Source organism: Brachybacterium sp. 107, assembly GCF_052379725.1.
Lineage (GTDB): Bacteria > Actinomycetota > Actinomycetes > Actinomycetales > Dermabacteraceae > Brachybacterium.
This window is the reverse complement of sequence record NZ_JBQSYW010000012.1, coordinates 30403-50177: the sequence shown is the minus strand read 5'-3', so window position 1 is coordinate 50177 and position 19775 is coordinate 30403. Positions and strand designations below refer to the sequence as shown.

Annotated in this window: 14 protein-coding genes; 4 read left to right on the top strand and 10 right to left on the bottom strand. The window is 72.0% G+C overall.

The window, feature by feature from the left end:
* Positions 1-31: 31 nt before the first annotated feature.
* The 4 genes from ettA to ACT3UL_RS13280 form a co-directional block, all read right to left on the bottom strand.
* Positions 32-1714, bottom strand: coding sequence for an energy-dependent translational throttle protein EttA (gene ettA, locus ACT3UL_RS13295; protein ID WP_444578730.1), 1683 nt, complete (start codon positions 1712-1714; stop codon positions 32-34).
* A gap of 88 nt (positions 1715-1802) precedes the next feature.
* The gene (locus tag ACT3UL_RS13290) at positions 1803-2369 is read right to left on the bottom strand and encodes a hypothetical protein (RefSeq protein ID WP_444578729.1); all 567 of its coding nucleotides are present in this window, start codon (positions 2367-2369) and stop codon (positions 1803-1805) included.
* Between the two features lie 235 nt (positions 2370-2604).
* Positions 2605-3315 carry an HAD family hydrolase gene (locus tag ACT3UL_RS13285; RefSeq protein ID WP_444578728.1) on the bottom strand — a complete coding sequence of 237 codons (711 nt, stop codon included), beginning with the start codon at positions 3313-3315 and terminating at the stop codon, positions 2605-2607.
* Complete coding sequence (locus ACT3UL_RS13280; RefSeq protein ID WP_444578727.1) at positions 3312-4463, bottom strand: YlbL family protein; 1152 nt, start codon at positions 4461-4463, stop codon at positions 3312-3314. The genes ACT3UL_RS13285 and ACT3UL_RS13280 overlap by 4 nt, the downstream gene beginning before the upstream one ends.
* A gap of 86 nt (positions 4464-4549) precedes the next feature.
* Between ACT3UL_RS13280 and ACT3UL_RS13275 the strand changes: the two genes are divergently transcribed.
* Together ACT3UL_RS13275 and ACT3UL_RS13270 are read left to right on the top strand one after the other, a co-directional pair.
* Complete coding sequence (locus ACT3UL_RS13275; RefSeq protein ID WP_444578726.1) at positions 4550-6169, top strand: zinc-dependent metalloprotease; 1620 nt, start codon at positions 4550-4552, stop codon at positions 6167-6169.
* Positions 6159-6761: an NUDIX hydrolase gene (locus ACT3UL_RS13270; protein WP_444578725.1), complete on the top strand. Its 603-nt coding sequence runs from the start codon at positions 6159-6161 to the stop codon at positions 6759-6761. Before ACT3UL_RS13275 ends, ACT3UL_RS13270 begins: the two co-directional genes overlap by 11 nt.
* Here ACT3UL_RS13270 and ACT3UL_RS13265 read toward each other — a convergent pair.
* The gene (locus tag ACT3UL_RS13265; RefSeq protein ID WP_444578724.1) at positions 6749-7360 is read right to left on the bottom strand and encodes a M48 metallopeptidase family protein; all 612 of its coding nucleotides are present in this window, start codon (positions 7358-7360) and stop codon (positions 6749-6751) included. The two genes, ACT3UL_RS13270 and ACT3UL_RS13265, sit on opposite strands and share 13 nt — an antisense overlap.
* 528 nt (positions 7361-7888) lie before the next feature.
* On the opposite strand from ACT3UL_RS13265, the gene ACT3UL_RS13260 reads away from it, so the two are divergent.
* Complete coding sequence (locus ACT3UL_RS13260; protein WP_010551122.1) at positions 7889-8047, top strand: DUF5679 domain-containing protein; 159 nt, start codon at positions 7889-7891, stop codon at positions 8045-8047.
* Between the two features lie 236 nt (positions 8048-8283).
* Here ACT3UL_RS13260 and ACT3UL_RS13255 read toward each other — a convergent pair whose 3' ends face one another.
* The 3 genes from ACT3UL_RS13255 to nudC all read right to left on the bottom strand — a co-directional run bounded on the left by ACT3UL_RS13255 (position 8284) and on the right by nudC (position 12055).
* Complete coding sequence (locus ACT3UL_RS13255) at positions 8284-8577, bottom strand: WhiB family transcriptional regulator (protein WP_444578723.1); 294 nt, start codon at positions 8575-8577, stop codon at positions 8284-8286.
* Between the two features lie 380 nt (positions 8578-8957).
* Entirely contained in the window at positions 8958-11078 is a 2121-nt protein-coding gene (locus ACT3UL_RS13250; protein ID WP_444578722.1) for an ATP-dependent DNA helicase UvrD2, read from the bottom strand.
* Between the two features lie 59 nt (positions 11079-11137).
* On the bottom strand, positions 11138-12055 hold the full coding sequence (gene nudC / locus ACT3UL_RS13245; protein ID WP_444578721.1) for an NAD(+) diphosphatase: 918 nt from the start codon (positions 12053-12055) through the stop codon (positions 11138-11140).
* Positions 12056-12104: 49 nt separating this feature from the next.
* On the opposite strand from nudC, the gene ACT3UL_RS13240 reads away from it, so the two are divergent.
* On the top strand, positions 12105-13085 hold the full coding sequence (locus ACT3UL_RS13240; protein WP_444578720.1) for a phosphotransferase: 981 nt from the start codon (positions 12105-12107) through the stop codon (positions 13083-13085).
* A gap of 21 nt (positions 13086-13106) precedes the next feature.
* Here the strand turns inward: ACT3UL_RS13240 and ACT3UL_RS13235 are convergent, their stop codons facing one another.
* Both ACT3UL_RS13235 and ACT3UL_RS13230 read right to left on the bottom strand, forming a co-directional pair.
* On the bottom strand, positions 13107-16508 hold the full coding sequence (locus ACT3UL_RS13235; RefSeq protein ID WP_444578719.1) for an ATP-dependent helicase: 3402 nt from the start codon (positions 16506-16508) through the stop codon (positions 13107-13109).
* Positions 16505-19711, bottom strand: coding sequence for a PD-(D/E)XK nuclease family protein (locus ACT3UL_RS13230; protein WP_444578718.1), 3207 nt, complete (start codon positions 19709-19711; stop codon positions 16505-16507). The genes ACT3UL_RS13235 and ACT3UL_RS13230 overlap by 4 nt, the downstream gene beginning before the upstream one ends.
* Positions 19712-19775 lie beyond the last annotated feature (64 nt).

Sequence of the window (19775 nt, the reverse complement as noted above, 5' to 3'; positions counted from 1 at the left end):
CCGTCGGAACCGCTCCGCTAGGAGCGGGACCTCAGTCGCGGGTCAGGCGACGATAGGTCATGCGGTGAGGACGAGCGGCCTCCGCACCGAGACGATCGACCTTGTTGGTCTGGTACGACTCGAAGTTGCCCTCGAACCAGTACCAGTTCGACGGGTCCTCCTCGGTGCCCTCGTAGGCCAGGATGTGGGTCGCGACCCTGTCCAGGAACCAGCGGTCGTGGGAGACGACCACGGCGCAGCCGGGGAACTCCAGCAGGGCGTTCTCGAGCGAGCCGAGCGTCTGCACGTCGAGGTCGTTGGTGGGCTCATCGAGCAGGAGCACGTTGCCGCCCTGCTTGAGGGTCAGAGCGAGGTTCAGGCGGTTGCGCTCACCACCGGAGAGGATCCCCGCCTTCTTCTGCTGATCAGGTCCCTTGAAGCCGAACTGACTGACATAGGCCCGCGAAGGGATCTCGACCTTGCCGACCTGGATGTAGTCCAGCCCGTCGGAGACGACCTCCCAGAGGTTCTTCTCCGGGTCGATGTTCTCGCGGTTCTGGTCGACATAGCTGATCTGCACGGACTTGCCGATCTTCAGCTCGCCGTCGTCGATCGGCTCGAGGCCCACCATCGTCTTGAACAGCGTGGTCTTGCCGACGCCGTTGGGGCCGATGACGCCCACGATGCCGTTGGGCGGCAGGGTGAAGGAGAGCCCGTCGATGAGCACCCGCTCGCCGAAGCCCTTCTTGAGGTTCTTGGCGTCGATGACCTGGTTGCCCAGGCGCGGGCCCGGCGGGATCGTGATCTCCTCGAAGTCGAGCTTGCGCGTGCGCTCGGCCTCCTCGGCCATCTCCTCGTAGCGGGCGAGACGGGACTTCGACTTCGCCTGGCGGCCCTTGGCGTTGGACCGCACCCACTCCAGCTCCTCCTTGAGGCGCTTGGCGAGCTTCTGGTCCTTCTTGCCCTGGACGTTGAGGCGCTCCTCCTTCTTCTCCAGGTACGTGGAGTAGTTGCCCTCGTAGGGGTACAGGTGACCGCGGTCGACCTCGGCGATCCACTGGGCCACGTGGTCCAGGAAGTACCGGTCGTGGGTGACGGCGATGACGGCGCCCTCGTACTGCGTGAGGTGCTGCTCGAGCCACAGCACGCTCTCGGCGTCGAGGTGGTTGGTGGGCTCGTCCAGCAGCAGCAGGTCGGGCTTCTCCAGGAGCAGCTTGCACAGCGCCACACGGCGCCGCTCACCACCGGAGAGGTGGGTGACCTTCTCGTCGCCGGGCGGGCAGCGCAGTGCGTCCATCGCCTGCTCGAGCTGGGAGTCGAGGTCCCAGCCGTTGGCGGCGTCGATGTCCGTCTGGAGCGTGCCCATCTCGGCCATCAGCGCGTCGAAGTCGGCGTCGGGCTCGGCCATCTCCTCGCCGATGGCGTTGAAGCGCTGCACCTTCTTGAACAGCTCGCCCATGCCCTCCTGGACGTTCTCCAGGACGGTCTTGGACTCGTCCAGCGGCGGCTCCTGGAGGAGGATGCCGACGCTGTAGCCGGGCGAGAGCTTCGCCTCGCCGTTGCTGGGGGTGTCCAGCCCGGCCATGATCTTCAGGATCGTCGACTTGCCGGCGCCGTTGGGGCCGACCATGCCGATCTTCGCACCCGGGTAGAAGCTCATGGAGACGTCATCGAGGATGACCTTCTCGCCCACAGCCTTCCGGGCCTTGTACATGGAGTAGATGAATTCAGCCAACGCGTGTTCCTGTTCGGAGAGGGGTCTGGTGGATTCTCACCGGCGCGCCGCAAAGCGGTGCCGCACGGGATGTGTCGCCTGTCCGACTCTACCCCGCCGTCGCCGAATCGAGCCCCAGGAGCTTCAGCACGAGGGCGAGACCGTTGACGAACCACCAGGCACCGAAGAACGACACCACGAGGGCCGAGCTCGCCGCGAGCAGCAGCACCGCCCAGCACCGCTGCGAGCGGGCGAGGACGAGGTAGCCGGAACCGGACAGGCAGGCCAGGAACGCCAGTCCCACGAGGAGGCTCATCACGTCCCCGGCCTGCGGGAGCAGTGAACCCAAGGTGAGGAACCCTGCCAGGGTGATGACCGCGACCGGCACCGCACTCACCACTACCCCGATTCCCTGCGCGAGCAGCCGTGCCGGTCGTGCGGCGATGCTCGGCACCAGGAGCGCCGTCACCTGCAGGGCCAGGGAGAGCAGACCGCCGACCACGGCGACGAGCACGAGCAGCTCGAGACGGGCCGCATCGACCTCGAACTGGGTGCTCTCGTGGAAGGACCAGCGGGCGAGATAGCCGCTCGAGGCCGCGAGCACAGCCGCAACCAGGTGCAGGCCCACCAGCAGCGGAAAACCGCGGGAGCCCAGGGCGTCGCTCGGGGATGTCATCGCGGGTTCGTCCACGGCTCGAGCCTAGGCGCTCCCCGATACAGCCGCTGTGGTTCCTCCATGGTGCCGCCGTGATCGAGACCGCACCGCGCGGTGGAACCGTCTGCTCGCACTCGTGGCCGTTGCTCGTACTCGTGACCGCGACCGGGAGCCGGGCGGCCGTCGCCCAGTTCGTGCCGTGGTGGGTTCTCGGCGCCGTGCTGATGGGCGGCGAGAACCTCTGTCTCGGCGGGGCTCAGTCCAGCGGGACGCCCCGTTCGGCGAGCACGCGGCGCGCGATCGCCGTCCCGTGCTCGGCACCATCTGTCTCGTCGGCGCCGTCGGCCTGCTCCTCGCCGTTGCGCGGCCACAGGTGCGCATCGATCCCGAGCGCCCGGGCGGCGGCGACGTTCTCCTCGCGGTCGTCGAAGAAGATGATGGCCGACGGGATCGACACGCCCCCGGTCTCGTGGGCCAGGACGTCCAGCAGGATCTCGTAGATCTCCCGGCCGGGCTTGACCGCTCGCTCCTCACCCGAGATGACAGCGAGGGTGAAGGCCTCGAACCAGTCGGCGCGACGCACCGCCTCGCCGAACGCCTCGGACGCATTGGACAGCAGCGCCAGGCGCACGCCATTGCGGGCGAGGTCGTGGAGAAGCTCCCGGGATGCGGGATCCATCCGCAGGAAGTACCGGTTGTCCGCCGCCTGGAGCTCGCTGATCTCGGTCTCGGAGAGCTGCTCGACACCCGCGGCCGTGGCCACGGCGCCCCAGTACTCCTCCGGCGTGCTGACACCCCGGTCGTAGGCGTCACGGTGGGACCAGAGCGCCTCACGGATCGCCTCGATATCACCGCCGAGCAGGTCGTGGATGCTCGGCACCGGGTCGTGCCCGGCGCTGAGCACTCCCCCGTAGTCGAAGACCACGGTGGGGCTCGGCGGGGTGCGGCGTCGGTTGCGCTTGCTCATGAATCCTCGTTCTGCGACGTCTTCGCGACGTCGTCACAGGTGGGAAGACCGTCGGTGCTGCCGGTCTCGGCGATGGTCTCGGTGGCCGTGAGGGCCTCGTCGAAGTCGGAGACCGCGACGACGTCCAATCCGTCGGGCTCGTAGCCGACGACCTCGTCGCAGTTCGCCGCAGGGGCGAGGAAGTAATCGGCCTCGGAGTCGTGCGCACCGACCATCTTCTGGCGGATCCCGCCGATCCCGCCGACCGTGCCGTCCGCCGCGATGGTGCCCGTTCCGGCAATACGGTGGTCGCCGGTCAGCGCGCCCGGGGTCAGCTCGTCGTAGACCGACAGGGAGAACATCATCCCGGCGCTGGGGCCGCCGATGTCTCCCACGGCGATCTCGACGTCGATCGGGAAGTCGTACCCGGAGGCGAGCACGACACCCATCTTCGGGGCGCCGTCCACCGTCTCGGCGGGCACCTCCAGATCGATCTCCTCGCCGCCGCGACGAACGGTCATCGGCACGGGCTCACCCTCCGGCGTGTTCAGGGCCAGCTTCTGGTAACCGGCGACGTCCTTCGCGCTCTGGCCGTCCACGGTGACGATGACGTCACCGGCTTCGAGGGTGCCCTCCGCCGGAGCGCCCTCCTCGACTCCACCGATCAGCACCACGGGGTCGAAGTCGATGCCGAGCTCCTCGAGGGCGACGGCGACCGCGCCCTGCTGGGACGTGCTCATCGCGACGGAGTTCGTCAGCACGGTCTGCTCACGGGTCTGCCCCTCGGGGAAGACCGCCTCGCGGGGCAGCACGGACTTCGTGGGATCGAACCAGGAGGCGACCACCTCGACCGGGGTCACCCGGTAGCCGGGCCCCCCATCGACGGAGACGGTGGTCATCATCAGCGTCCCCTCGGTGGGGTACGTCTTCGCGCCGTCGATCACGATGATCTGCTCATCGTCATAGGAGCCCAGCACGTCGATCGCCGGGCCCGGCTGCTCGATCACGTACGGCACCGGCATCAGCGAGGCGCCCAGGATCATCAGGCACAGCACCACCATCGAGACCAGGGCCACCACCGGGCGGGCGAGCTGCGCGTCCTCGACCTGGCGCGAGAGCAGTGCGCGGGCCCGCTGGGTTCGGGAGGGCCGGGACTGGTCGTCTATCACCCCGACATTGTGCCTCACGCGAAGCCTTCACCCTGTTCCCGGATGGTCTCGGTACGCTGGGCGCCCACGGACTGCTGGAGGTGGCCATGAACACTGATCCGATCCCGGGTGGACCCGGCGATATGGACGAGGAGGCGCTCAAGCGCTTCCTCAAGGAGACCTTCGGGGACGCGCTCCCCGAAGGCGCCCTCGACGGGCTGGACCTGTCGGCGCTCGCCGAACAGGCGAACCTGCCCCAGGACCCTGCGCAGTTGCGCGCCGCCGCCGCGCAGATGCAGAGCATGTTCGCCGCCCAGGGCGACAACCCGGTGAACTGGCAGATGGCCGAGGACATCGCCCGGCGGACCGCCGCCGGCATGGCTGGCGTCCCCGGCGCACCGGAGCCCACCGGCACCCCCGGGGACCCCAATCCGACCGACGCCCAGATCCACGATCTGCGCCAGGCCGCCCAGGTCGCGCGGCTGTGGCTGGACCCCGTGATCGCCTTCGACGTGCCCACGGCCGATCTCGCCGTGTTCAGCCGCGGCACTTGGCTGCATCGGACGCTGCCGCATTGGAAGACCATCGTCGAGCCCGTCGCGAAGTACATGGCCGGAGCGATCGGTGAGGCCATCGCCTCGCAGATGGGCGAGATGGGAGACCTCTCCGCGATGGGCGGGAACGCCTCCGGGCTGCCCGGCGATCCCGCCGGCATGATGGAGCGCATCGGCGGCACGATGTTCGGCGTCCAGTTCGGCCACGCGATCGGCTCCCTGGCCCGCGAGGTCTCGGGCACCACCGACCTGTCGCTGCCCCTGGGCCGTGACGGCGAGCCGGCGCTGGTCGCCGCGAACGTCGACGACCTGATCTCGTCGCACACCCTGGATCCCTCCGCCGCACGGATCTTCCTCGCCACCCGCGAGATCGCCCACACCGCCCTGTTCAGCGCGGCCCCGTGGCTGGGCAAGGCGCTGTTCTCCGCGATCGAGGACTTCGCCCGCGGCATCACCCTGGATCTCGACGCCCTCGACGAGATGGTGCGGGACCTGGACCTCTCCGACCCCCAGGCCATGCAGGCCCGACGCCCCGAGGAGATGTTCGTGTTCACCCGTCGGGCCTCCCAGGAGCGCGCGCTCGAGGAGCTCGCGACGACCTTGGCGCTGATCGAGTCGTGGGTCGACCACGTCACGACGAAGGCGCTCGAGGGGAAGCTCCCGGAGCTCGAGGCGATGCGCGAGGTGCTGCGCCGTCGCCGCGCCGCCGGTGGCCCCGCCGAGCAGATGCTGGCCCGGACGATCGGTATCGAACTGCGCCCCCGGCGCGTGCGCGAAGCCCTCACCTGGTGGGACAGCGTGCTGGCCACAGAGGGTGAGCAGGGCCGCGAGGCGACCTGGGACCATCCTGATCTCCTGCCCACCACCGAGGTGCTCTCCGGCCGGCCGCAGGCCCCGCAGCCCCCGCAGGGCGCTGCGGAGGACGCTCCCGATGGCATGGCCGACGTGGAGATCCCCACGGACTTCGATGCGGAGCTCGAGCGGCTCCTCAGCGGGGCCGATTCCGGTTCCGTCCCCCGGGAGGACGAGCAGGGCGGTCTGCGCCCGGACGCCGACGGCGGAAGCCCTCACGACAGCGGCAGCCCTCACGACGGCGAGAACTCCGGTGAAGGGACCTCCGATGAGGAGAACCCCGGCGATGACGAGGAGCCTGACTCCCCCGATGAGCGCTGATCCCCTCGAGGCGGCGTTCGCGGAGCTGCAGCTCGCCCGCGACGCCGCCTCCGGCCCCGAGCTGGCCCAGGAGTACGCGGCACTGCTGCACAGCTCCCCGAACGCCCTCTATCGCGAGGGCGGCCCCCGCCATCTCACGGCGAGCGCCGTGGTGATCGACGCCCCCGGCGAGCACATCGCCCTGGTGTGGCATCGCAAGGGCGGCTTCTGGGTGCAGCCCGGCGGGCACCTCGAAGCGGGCGAGAGGAGCTTCGAGCTCGCCGCGCGTCGCGAGGTCGCTGAAGAGATCGGTCTGTCCACGCTCGAGCGCGTGGGGCCTGGCCCGGCGATCCTGCACAGCCATCATCTCGATGCGGCCTTCGGTGCCTGCGCAGAGCATTGGGACGTGCAGTATCTCCTGCGCACTCCAGCCCCGGCCTCCGCAACGCCGCTGACCACGAGCGACGAGTCCCCCGAGGTGCGCTGGGTCCCCTGGCCGGTCCTGGATGGCGGCCCGTCCCGCTCGACTGCCCACCTGCCCGCAGGCACGGTGCCCGATATGGCGGCGAAGCTCGACGCGCTCGCCCCGGTCCTGGCCCGCTACTCGGCCTGACCCTCCGCTCGTCCCTCCGGATCACGCTCCAGATCGTCGTCCAGCGCCGGGGACGGCAGGCTCTTCGCCCACGAGAACCCGTCCAGGAAGCCCTGCGCCCTCTGCGCCTGCGGGTACAGCGCCATCAGCTGTTGGAACTCCTTGCCGTGGCCCGGCACGAGGAGATGGACGAGCTCGTGCATCATCACCGAGCGCACGACGTACTCGGGCATGTCCTGCAGCTGATGCGAGAGCCGGATCGTGCCGTCGGCCGGCGTGCAGGACCCCCATCGCTGGTTCTGGCGGGTGGACCAGGTGACCGAGGCCGGGTGCGCCCGGCCCCCGAGATATGCCTCACTGACCTCCCGGGCCATCCGGGCGAGAGCCTCATCACCGCGCCGGGTGGTCGTGGTCCGGGCCTCTTTCCTGACCAGCTGGTCGACCATCTTCGTGACCCAGTCCCGTTCCTGCCGTGCGCTGAACGTCGCGGGGATCGCGATCACGAGGTCCCCGTCGCGCCGGTTGATCGACACCGTGCGGCGTCGTCGCGCCGAACGACGCACCATCACCCGCTCCCCGCGGGGGCCGGCGACATTCTCCTGAAGGACGAGATCACTCATGGGGACAAGCCTGGCACGATCTGGGACGAAAAATATTCATCCACAGCCGACGCCACAGGCGGTAACCTTTCGAGCCTGTGACCTGCAGAGACAATCTTTCCTCCACAGTAGCCACCGCGCCATCCCGAACCTGTCCACACCCATTGCGGGGTTGTCCACAGTCGGTCCCCGACGGCCCTTTGACCGGTGCCGCTCCCAGGGGCTAGGTTTCCCTGCACGTGGGACCCCGGGATAACTAGCAGGACGCACACGGGGAAGGTGCGCGTGGTGCTGAGCGCCCCCGGGGTCCCACGGCCCTTCAGGCCTCTTCGTGCCTACGGGGCCTCCGATGTCGGTTCGTCGCGCGCACTTCCTCGGCTCCCCGTTGAGCCTCCTGATCCCGAAGCGCGCGACGGGCCGCCCCGTTCGGACCTTCTCGATTCGTGCGCCTCCGCCGCCCCCCGTTACAGTGGATCGATCCCGGCCTCGCGGCGAGAGCTGCGCGTCCGGGGAACCGAACACCACCATCGATTCCCACAAGGAGCGGATATGGCCGACGAGACCTATGCCGGAGAGTTCTACTGCGTCAAGTGCCGCGAGAAGCGGGAGGCCGAGGGCAACGTCGTCGTCTCCAACGGTCGCCGCATGGCGAAGGCCGTGTGCCCGGAGTGCGGCACCAAGCTCAACCGCATCCTGGGCAAGGCCTGATCGACGTACCGCGAGGTACGAGCGGTAGGAGACCAGGCAGTCCTGCAGCTCCTGATCGACGTACCGCGAGGTACGAGCGGTAGGAGATCAGGGACTGGAGACAGCCTGATCCGACCGGCCTGATGCACGACGAGGGGCGAGGCACCATGACGGTGTCTCGCCCCTCGTGCATGCGGTCCCGAGCGGTGGGAGACCGCTCGGGCGATCACTGTGGCGGTCTGCGACCGTCACGGTGCTCATGCCGCGTTCTGGTCGGGGTTCTTCCGCGGGCGACCGCGGCCGCGCTTGACGGCGATGATGCGGCCGGAATCGAAGATCGACCCGCCCCAGACGCCCCAGGGCTCTTCGCGCTCGAGGGCGCCCTGACGGCACTCCTGGAGGAGCGGGCAGTCGGCGCACAGGCTCTTGGCCTGCTCCAGATCAGCCGGACGCTCGGAGAAGAAGAGGTCCGCGGCGGTCGTGTCGTGGCACGGCAGCAGATGTGCTGCGGTGTCGGCGGGGTTCAGGAATGTGGTGAGTAGAGAAGTCATCGTCTCGCTGCTTTGAAGATCGTCGGGGGGACGAGCCCTTTCGGGCGGAGGTGCGGCGGCGGTGCCGCACCGGCAGCGAGGGGAGGCCTCGTCAGCTCAGGCTGGGCACCGCGGGGGCATAGCCCCGTTCGCGCTGCAGAAGGGAGGGCGCGCCGAGGGGGCGCAGTCCATCTCCTGCAAGATTCCTGATGATGTTCACTGAGGCCACCCCCTTTCGAATGCGCGCGTCCCGGTGTCCCGGACCACGACGTGGACGATTGACGAGCATGAGTCTACACACGTTCGTCAGAAGTCACATCTATTTTTTGACCTGCGGTTTCAGTGCTTCCGGCGCGGCTCTGCGAGGAGCCCGGGAGAGCCCGGGAGAGCCCGACGGAACTCTAGGCCGGGTGCTCGGCGAGGAGCGCGAGGAGCGCTGGGCCGAACCTCTCCGCCTTGCCGGGGCCGATACCCGGGACGGCGAGCAGCTCGCGCTCGCTGCCTGGTCGGCGCTCGGCCAGCGCCTCGAGGGCGGCGTCGGTGAGGACGGAATAGGCCGGGGCGCCGTTCTCTCGCGCCCGATCAAGCCGCCAGGCCCGCAGCGCCTCCAGCAGCGCCGGATCCGCGGTGGGAGGGCACCCTTCGTGCCGGCCCAGGCGCTGCTCGCGAGCGGAGATCAGCCCCTGGGAGCACACCCGGCACTCGGAGTAGACGGTCGCGCTGCGGCGCCCGGTGCGGCGGGCGTCGGCCCCCGGACGCTTCCCGGCGGCGTCGGGATGATCGAGTGCGCCGTCCAGGAAGCGGGACGCTCGGCGACTCCCCCGGGCCCCCGGCGTGCGGGCCGCGGACCAGCTCACGGTGAGCAGGTCGCGGGCCCGGGTGAGGGCCACGTAGAACAGTCGCCGTTCCTCCTCGATCTCTGCCGGGGTCGACGCCATCGAGATCGGCATCAGCCCGTCGCTCGCTCCCACCAGGAACACGACGGGCCACTCGAGACCCTTCGCGGCGTGCACGGAGGCGAGGGCCACGCCGTCGACCACCGGCGCCGACTGTGCCTCGGCGCGCTCCTCGAGCTCGCGGACCAGATCGGTCATCGTGGCGCCGGGCCGGGCGGTGACGGTGTCCGCGAGCCCCACGAGGGCGTTCAGGGAGTCCCAGCGGTCCCGGACCGCTCCGGTGGTCTCCGGGGCCGTCTCGGACCAACCCTGCTGCGAGAGGATGTCGCGCACGGCGCGGCCCGGGTCGAGCTGCTCGACCCGGGTGGCGGCCCGCAGCGACACCATGGCGCGCCGCACCTCCTGGCGCTCGAAGAAGCGGTCGCCGCCGCGCACCAGGTAGCCGATGCCCCGGGCCGTGAGCGCCTGCTCGAACGCCTCGGACTGGCTGTTGGTGCGGAACAGGATCGCGATCTCCGCGGCGGAGCGGCCCTCCGCGATCAGGGCCCCGATGCGGTCGGCGATGCCGTCGGCCTCCGCCGGGTCGTCGGGGAAGGACTCCACCAGCGGTGGAGGGCCGTCCTCCCGCTGGGCGACCAGGGTGAGCCGGTTGTCGCGGGTGCGCCCGCGGGCGCCGTCCAGGACGGTGTTGGCCAGGCGCACGATCTGCGGGGTGGAGCGGTAGTTGCGCTCGAGCCGGATGGTGCGGGCCCGTTTGAACTCGCTGCGGAACCCCAGCAGGTAGGAGGCGCGCGCGCCGGCGAAGGTGTAGATCGTCTGGGCCGCGTCGCCGACGACGCAGAGGTCGTCGCCGGTCCCGAGCCAGAGCCGCAGCAGGGTGTGCTGGAGCGCGGAGACGTCCTGGTACTCGTCGACGACGAAGTGCTTGTACTGGCCGCGGATCTCGCGGGCGACGTCGGCCCGTTCGGAGAGGAAGCCCACGAGGTGCAGCAGGACGTCCTCGAAGTCGATGACCCCGCGCTCCTTCTTGACCTCCTCGTACTGGGTGAGGATCCGGGAGATGGACCGCGAGTCGAAGCCCGCGACGCCGGGACGCTTCGCCGCGGCGGCCGCCTCGGGGTACGACTCCGGGGTGAGCATCGTGACCCGGGACCACTCCACCTCGGAGACGATGTCCCGCAGCGCCGCCCGATCCACGCTCAGATGCAGGCGCTGGCAGGCCTCGCCGACGCCGGCGAACTTGTTCGCCATGATCTCCGGGACGGGCCCGCCGACCACTCGAGGCCAGAAGTGGCGCAGCTGGCGCAGGGCGGCGGAATGGAAGGTGCGCGCCTGCACGGCAGGCACCCCGAGGTCCCGCAGCCGCGAGCGCATCTCCGCGGCGGCCTTCGCGGTGAAGGTCACCGCGAGCACGTGGCGCGGGTTCAGCTGCCCCGTGGCCACCCCGTACGCGATGCGGTGGGTGATGGCGCGGGTCTTGCCCGTGCCCGCACCGGCGAGGACGCACAGGGGCACACCGAAGGTGCTGGCGACCTCACGCTGCTCCGGGTCGAGCGCCGCGAGGATGCTCTCGGCGTCGCCCGGGGTGGGGGTCGTCGGGGTGAGGGGCAGGGCTGGTTCGGTCATCGGTGCCATCCTGCCAGCGGCGGCCGACGTTCCGGGCACCGCTGTGGATGGCGAGTCCCTCACGCCTGGGCGGAGCGGCCGTACCAGTCGTCGATCAGCGCACGGCCGAGGGAGGCATTGCCCGGGAGCTCGATCTCCTCGGCCTCGAGCGCCGCGGCGAGCTCCTCGCGGGTGAACCAGCGCGCCTCGGCGATCTCGTCCTCCTGGAGTGTGAGCTCCACCGCTCCGGGGACCCAGGCCCGGTAGCCGAGCATGAGGGAGCGGGGGAAGGGCCAGGGCTGGCTGCCGACGTACTCGACCTCCTCGACCGTGACCCCGACCTCCTCGGCGACCTCGCGGGCCACGGCGTTCTCGAGGCTCTCACCCGGCTCGACGAAGCCCGCCAGGACCGAGTAGAAGCGGCTGCGGAAGTTCGCGTTGCGGGCCAGGAGCAGTCGGTCCTCGCTGTCGCGCACCGCCATGATGACGGCCGCGTCGGTGCGCGGGAAATGCTCGGAGCCGTCGTCGCGGCAGCGCAGCACCCAGCCGCCCACCTCGGCCTCGAGCAGAGCGCCGCACAGGGGGCAGTGCCGCATCGACCGGTGCCAGGCACCCATGGCCACCGCGGTCAGGGCGAGGTCGGCGTCCGCCGGATCGAGCTGGTCGGCGATGCGCCGGAGGTCGCGGAGATCACGGCCGGGATCGTCGATCTCGGCACTGGTCTCGAGGATCTCGACGGCGAGGATCCGCAGCCCGTCCCGTACGCCCAGCAGCACGAGCGGCTGGGTGCCGCCGGCCCGGGGGTCCGCGGTCTCCAGGGCGAGCTGGAGAGAGCCGTCCGCCCCTTCCTGGAAGGCCGTCTCGCCCGCCCGCGAGACCAGGTACCTGGCGTCGTCGCCGGGGGCGACCATCGCCGGGTCGACGCGGCTGAGCGCGTCCCGGTCGGAGCTGAGGAGGGTCAGTGGGGTGTGCAGATGCGGGCCGCGGAGATTCGCCATACCCGGAAGCCTACGTGGATCGGGCCGACCACCCGGGTACGGTGGACGCGTGCATCGCAACTCGTATTCCCTGGCTGCTCTCGCCGCGGCGACGGTCCCCGGTCTGATCCCGGTCAGGACCACCCCGATCGCGACCCCGATCGATGATCTCGACGTCGCCGGGGTCATCGGCGAGCAGGGTCGCCGGGTCATGGTCCTCTCCCCCGCCTCGACCGCCTCCGGCGTGCGCCTCGAACGCGATCTGAAGGTGGCGGACGCCCTGTCCGGGACCCCGCTGCACGGCATCATCCCTCCGGTGCTGGGATTCGTGAAGCTCTCCGAGGGAGGCCGCGCCGCGGTCACCGAGGCCCCGGTGGGCCGGCCGCTGATGCTCGAGGATCTCCAGCGATCCCCCGAGCTCGCCCGCTCGCTGGGCCGGGTCCTGGCCCGCATCCACACCGTCCCGCGCTATGCGGCCGAAGCCGCTGGTGTGGAGTCCTTCACTCCCGAGGTGCTCCATGCCGAGCACCGCACCCGCATCGCCACGGCCGCAGAGAGCGGACATCTCCCGGCGGCCGTCTCCCAGCGCTGGGAGGCCCTGCTGGACGACCAGGAGCTGTGGGACATCACGGCACAGTTCATCCACGGCGACCTCTCCGAGGAGAGCCTCTTCGCCTCCGGTGACGACGTCAGCGCCGTGCGCGACTGGTCCTCCTCCCGGGTCGCGGATGCCGCCTCGGACCTGGCCTGGCTGATCTCCTCCCTGGACCCCGAGCGTTTCGACGACCTCTACGCCGCCTACCGCGACGAGCTTCCCACCGCGCCGCACCCGCGTCTGGTGGAGAGGGCCCAGGCGCTCGGCGAGTTCGCGGTCGCCGAGTGGCTCACCCACGGGCTGGAGACCGGCGACGACTCGATCGTCTCCGATGCCCGCGGCATGATCGCCGACCTCGATGCCGATCTCGCGCAGCTCGCACGCGACGAGGCCGAGCGCGCCTACGAGGAGATGCGCTCCCGCGAGGACACGGGCTCCCGCGAAGAGCACGCCTGAGCACGACGCACCCGGGCGCGATCAGCCCCCGGTGAGCATCTCCGCGATCCGTTCGCGGGACGGATGGCGCTGCACCTCGTGGGTGACGTCGTCGGCCACGAAGTGGAATGCCGTGCGGATCCGCTCCAGCGGGAGGCCCGTGCGCTCGTGCCAGGCCAGCCGGTACAGCGACAGCTGGAGGGCTCGTTCCCGCAGCTGAGCGGGCCGCGGCACCCGGCCCGTCTTCCAGTCCACGATGATGACGCCCCGAGCGTCGGGAGCCTCGTTGTCAGGGCTGTCAGGGCTGTCAGGGTCCTCGAACACCGCGTCGATGACGCCCCGCACGGCGATCTCCCCCACTCTGGTCTGGACCGGATATTCGACGGCGATCGGGGTGCGATGCGCCCACTGCGAGGCGTCGAAGGCCTCCCGCAGGGCGAGGTCATCACGGTGCGGCCCTTCGTCCTCCCCGAAGTCCAGGACGTCCTCCAGATCCAGCAGCGCGGTGCTGTCGTAGCGGGACTCGAGCCAGGCGTGGAAGGCGGTCCCCCGGGCGGCTGCCGGTGACGGCCGGCGCGGCAGGGGCCGCAGCAGGTCGATCGCCGCGCCCCGCGGGTCCTGGGCCTGGTGCACGACCTGGGAGGCGGACAGCCGCGGCGGGGAGTGCACGAGCGCAGGCGCGGCCTGCTGCTCGAGATCGTCGATCGCCCGCCGCACGGTCTCGGCGAGAGCCGGGTCCGTGACCTCCGGCGCCGACCTCCCTGGCACCAGATCCTCCGTGATCCCCTCGATCATCCCGGCGGCGCGGGCACGACGCCGCTCGGGCTCCCCCGGCGGTGGCGGCCACTGCGCCTGAGGCCGCTCCGACTCCAGCGGGTTGGTCTCGGGCACCTCCTGGACGGAGCGGAACTGCTCGGGGACCAGGTCGTGGATCTCGACCAGGTAGCGCGAGCGGGGGCGCGCGGTGGTCAGCCCTGCGCGCCAGGCGGCGGAGGTCAGCAGCAGGCGCCGGCGGGCCCGGGTGACCGAGACGTACATGAGCCGTCGGTCCTCGCGCAGGGACTCCTCGCCCTGGGCGAAGCGGTAGTCCTCGATGAGCCCCTCGGCATCGACCTGGGTGTCCGCCTCGGCCCAGGCCAGCTCGGGCAGGGTGTCCGCGTCGCCGCGCAGCGCGGTGGGGACCGACGCCGACGCGAGCTTGTCCAGCCACCCGTTGTCCGGAACCCGCACCCGGCCCGTCTCGTCGGTCTTCGCTCGGCGCAGGTCGTAGGAGGGCACGGAGCCCTCGGTGAGACCGGCCACGGCCACCAGGTCCCACTCCAGGCCCTTCGCGGAGTGCATGGTCACGATGGTCACCGCGCCGGCGTCTCCCTCCTCCTCGGTGTGCTCGGGTGAGGCGGACACGGCGAGCCCTGCTTCCTCGTCCTCGCTGATCTCGAGCAGGTCGAGATAGGCGCCGAGCCCGCCGCGCTGGGCGGTGCGGTCGAAGGCGGCGGCGTGGTCGCGCAGCGCTTCGAGGTCCGCCAGGACGCTCGAGCCGGGGTCGGCGGCGAGCAGGGTGAGGTCCACGTCCAGGACCCGCACGGCGGCCGTCACGAGGTCCGGCAGGGGCAGGGGCAGCAGACGCCGCATCTCCCTCAGGAGCTGCTGGATCTGCCGGAGCCGGTCCCGGCCGGACGTGGACAGGGAGCGCCCCGACGGGTCGGTCCAGCCGTCGGGCGGGAGATCGTCGACGGCGTCGACGAGCGAGACGGACTCGGCCTCGTCCTCGCCGCCGGGGGCGTCGGCCGTGCGGCGCAGGCGTGAGCCCATCCGGTCCCGCCACCGGCCCAGCACGGAGAGGTCACGGGCTCCTAGCCGGAAGCGCGGCCCGGTGAGCAGGCGCATGAGGGCGTCACCGCGCCCCGGGTCGTGCGCGCACTGCAGCACGGCGCGCACGTCGGCCACCTCGGGGCGATGCAGGAGCCCGCCGAGGCCGACCACGTGGACCGCGAGGCCGCGCTCCTCGAGCCCCTCGACGAGGGCGGGGATCTGGCGGCGGGCGCGCACCAGCACGGCGGCCGACGCCTGCTCCGCAGCCTCTGCCGAGCCCCCTGCGCGGTCTGCCCCGTCCGCCCCGGCGGGCACCGCCTCGGAGATCTCGGCGCGGCGGGCGAGGATCCAGTCGGCGATGGCGCGCGCCTCCGCCCGTTCGTCGGAGGCCTCGAGGATCTCCGCGGCGCCCTCACCGGCGCCGGGGCGGGCCTGGAGCTCGGGGATGGTGAGTCCGGCGTCGGCCGAGCGCAACGGCGCGGCCAGAGTGTTCGCCACGGCGAGCACGGCCTGGTCGTTGCGCCAGGAGGTGGACAGGGTGCGCTGCAGCACGGGCTGCTCCGGGGTGGCGAACGTCGTCGCGAAGCCGGCGAGGGAGGCCGCCGACGCGCCGCGCCACCCGTAGATGGCCTGCTGGGGATCCCCGACCGCGCACGCGGCATGCCCGGGGCCGAACAGGTCCGTGAGCATCTGCAGCTGGGCGACGGAGGTGTCCTGGAACTCGTCGAGCAGGACCACGCGGTGCATGCGTCGGGCGAGCGCGCTCGCGGCGGGCACCTCGCGCGCCACCCGGGCCGCGAGGGAGACCTGGTCGGCGAAGTCCAGGGCGGAGCTGTCGGTCCGCAGCTGGGCGAAGCGCTCGAGCAGCGGGATCAGGGCGAGGCGGGACTCGAGGGAGGTGAGCACGGAGGCGACGGCCTTGGGTGTGGTGCGTCGGCGTCCTTCGACCTGGAGCGGGATCCCGCCGAGGTGGTCGTGGATCTCCTGGAGATGCTCGCGCAGCTGCTCGGGGGTCACGAGGTGGTCGGCGATCGAGGAGGTCAGCGACAGCAGGGCGGCGGTGAGCGTGGCCGGCGAGGCCTCGAGGTCCAGCGAGTCGTCCCAGCCCTCGACGATCGAGTGCGCGAGCTGCCAGGACGCCGAGGTCGACATCATGGTCAGCTCGGGGTCGATGCCGACGGCGAGGGCGTGCTCGCGCACCAGGTCCAGGGCGAAGCCGTTGTAGGTGTGCACCAGGGGGCGCTGCCCCACCAGCTCGTCGTGGCCGCGTTCGAGCCCGGGCGGCAGCGTGAGGCCCTCGGCGCGCATCGCGGCGGCCAGGGCGGTCAGCCGGGCGGAGATCCGGGCGGAGAGCTCGTGGGCGGCCTTGCGGGTGAACGTCAGCCCGAGCACCTGGCGCGGCTCGACGATCGCGTTGGCGATCAGCCACACCACCCGCGAGGCCATCGTCTCCGTCTTCCCGGAGCCGGCGCCGGCCACGACCAGCATCGGTGTCAGCGGGGCTTCGATGACGGCGACCTGCTCGGGCGTGGGCGGGGGCTGGTCCAGCAGGGCGGCGAGGGTCCCTGCGCTGAGCCGCCCGGGGCTGGTGCGGTCGGGGCTGGTGGGCTCGGGGTCGATGTGCTCTGTCATAGCTGGTCTCCTTCGGGCTGCAGCGGGCAGCTGCTGCGCACGGCGCAGTGGGAGCAATGGGAGTTCAGGCGTGCGGTGACCGCGCGGCCGGCGACGTCCTCGGAGACCTGGGCGACGAGGGAGTCGAACCAGGCCGGGTCCTCCGCCTGGCCCGGCGCGATCTGGGTGCGCACGGCGGCCTTCTTCCCGCCGGTGCCGACGTAGACCAGCTGGGCCCCGTTCAGCCGCTCCGGGGCGTCGTCCCCGAGCTGCTCGGCGAGCGCGCCGTCACGTACCGCGGCCTGGTAGGCGGCCAGCTGGAGGTCGTCCTGCGCAGCGGCCGCGGACTTCGCGTTCTTCCCCGATTTCAGGTCCACGACCCGCAGTCCGGTCGCATCCCCCTCGATCCGGTCGATGCTGCCGCGCAGCCGCACCCGCCCGAGGTCCACCTCGAAGGGGGCCTCGACGGCGAGCGCCTCGGGCGCGGTGCGCAGATGCTCGGCGAGCAGGCGCGCGGCGTCCTCGGCCCGGCGCACCCGGCGGCGCCCGGACCAGGTCTCGGTGCCGGGCACCGATCGCAGCAGGGTGTGCAGCTCCTCGAGCAGGTCCTCGGCCCCGCCCTCGGGGCCCTGCGGATGGATCTGCGCGAGATGGTGCAGTGCGGTGCCGATGAGCTGCGCGGGCCCGCCGGAGCGGGTGCCGCCGGCGCGCTCCATGAGCCACGACTGCGGGCAGTCCACCGCCCGTTCGAGGGCCGACGGGGACAGGCCGATGACGGAGCCCTCGTCGTGCAACGGCGCGGTGCTGCTGGGATCCTGGTGGTACCAGCTGCTCGGATCCGTCCCGGGCGCGCCAGCGCGCGAGAGGGCGTGCAGGGCCAGTGCCGCATCGTGCGCACGCTGCGGGTCCTCGTCATGGAGCCTGCGGCGCAGCGCCGCGACCAGCTGTCGGGCATCAGGGGCCGGGCCCGGGTCCTGACGGAGCCGGTCGAGGTCGATCCAGGGCTCGCCGGCGCGCGCCGCGAGCGACGCGATCGCCTCGTGCAGGGCCGACGGCTCGAGCTGCTCGTCCTGGACGGCGGTGACCAGCACCCGGGTGCTGGCCCGGGCCATGGCGCTGATCGCGAGCCGCAGCTCGTCGGCGATCACCTGGCTGCGCTGGATGGCCCGCAGCGACTCGGGATCCGAGGGCAGCTCCGCGCCCGGCCGGGCGGCGGCCAGCAGGGAGAGCTCGGCCGCCCCGAACAGCGTCGAGCGCAGGCGCAGGTCGGGCCAGGCCCCCTCCTGGAGCCGGGCGAGCACGACGGTGTCGCGATGCTCGCCGGCGATCTGTGCGGGGGTGAGCACCGCGATCCGGCCGCGCGGGGCAGCGGCGGGGGCCAGCGTGTCCTCGACGACGGCCTGCGAGCGGATCTGCTCGACGAGGTCGAGGGCCCCCGCACCGGGGCGGCGCGCGGTGAGCCGCTCGGCCGCGGCGAACAGCTCGAGCAGCGCATCCAGTCGGGAACCGGCGAGCCGTGCACGGGCCCCGTCGACATCGCCCGGGGCCCCGAGCGCCGCCCGGCGCCAGCCACCGGCGAGCGCTGCGGCGTCCCAGGCCTCCCAGATGATCTGTTCGGCATCGGCCGTGCGATGGTCGCGCACGGCCCGGATCATCGCGCGCACCCGATGCACCGGGGCGGCGGCGCGGTCCCGGTCCTCGGGGTCCGGGAGGCCGGGGACCTCCGGCTCCACGAGCGCCCGCGCGAGCAACTGGTCGCTGGGGATCTCCGAGGCGGGGTCCAGGGAGCGCTGCGCGCTCAGCAGGAGGCGCCGGATGCGCCGCAGCCGCAGCGTGTCCGCGTCGCCGAAGGGACCGCGCAGCAGGTCACCGGCCACCTGCGGGTCCACGGGAGTCCCCTCCGGAGCGAGTCCGACCTCCAGGACTGTGAGGAGGTCCGCGATGACCGGCACCTCCCGCAGGGGCTGGGGTCGGCGCGGCACGCGCACGGGCAGACCGGTGCGGGAGAGCAGATCGGCGACGTCGGCGACGGCGGAGCCGGAGCGGCACACCACGGCCATGTCGTCGTAGTCGATCTGCTCGCGGTGGTGCAGATCGCGCAGGGCGGAGCCGATCAGGCGCGCCTCATCGAGCGGGTCGTCGGCCTGGAGCACGGCGATCCCGGGGCCGTCGGCCGCTCGGGGGCGGCGGGAGTCCGCCGTGGCGCCGGCCAGCGGGAGCCGGCCGCGCAGGGAGTCGACCCCGGCCACGATGCCCGGGGCGATCCCCGGGGAACCGGTGAGGGTGATCTCGGACAGCGGCCGACGCAGGAGATCGCGCAGTCGGTCCGCGGCATCCGGCAGGGCGCCGCGGAAGGTATCCACCGCGGAGTCCGGGCTGCTGCAGATCATCACGCTCGACCCGGCCGCGGCGAGCGCCGCCACGAGGGCGACGCCGGCGGTGGTGAGGTCCTGGGCGTCGTCTACCACCACGGTGTCGAAGGGGGCCGCGGTCCGGGGGTCCTCGAGCAGGCGGACGGCGCGGCGCACCAGGCCCCCGGAGTCCAGGCGGGGCCCGGCATCCAGAGCAGCAGAGGCCTCGAGGTCGAGCACACCGAGGTAGTCGCGCAGGATCGCCGCGGCGTCGCACCAGGCGGGCCTGCCGCGCTCACGACCGAGGCGGTCCAGATCGCCCGGCGCCAGCCCGAGCTCCGTGGCGCGGGTGATGAGGTCGCGCAGCTCGGTGCGGAAGCCGGGCAGGGTGCGGGCTCCCGGATCGACGTCGAGGTTCCAGCTCTCCCGTCCGGCGATCAGCTCCGCCAGCAGGGAGTCCTGCTCCGCCCCGGTGACCAGGGTCGGCTCGCCGAGACCGCGGGAGAGGGCGTCGGCCCTCAGGAGGGCGTGGCCGAGGGCGGGCGGCGTCATCGCCCGCACCTCGCCGGCCCCGTGCACGGCGAGGGCGTCGCGCAGGCGCCCGGCGGCCTGGCGTCGCGGCGCCAGCAGCAGCGTCCCCTCACCGGTCCGGGCCGCCGCTGCGAGGGCGAGCGTCGTGCGTCCGCTCGAGGGCCCGCCGTGCACCATCACGTCGGCGCCGGAGACCAGCAGCTCGAGCGCGTCCCGCTGCGGGCCGTCCAGCTCTGCGGCGGGGAGGACCGCCGGGAGGGCGGCCAGGTCGGGTCCGAGCAGACGGATCCCCTCGCTCGGGCTCCGGTCCGCTCTGCTCGTGGTCCTGCTCGACCTGCTCATCGTCATTCCCCTATTCCACCTCACCCGGGGGACGTTCGAACCGTCCCGGCGGGCGGTGACGGGG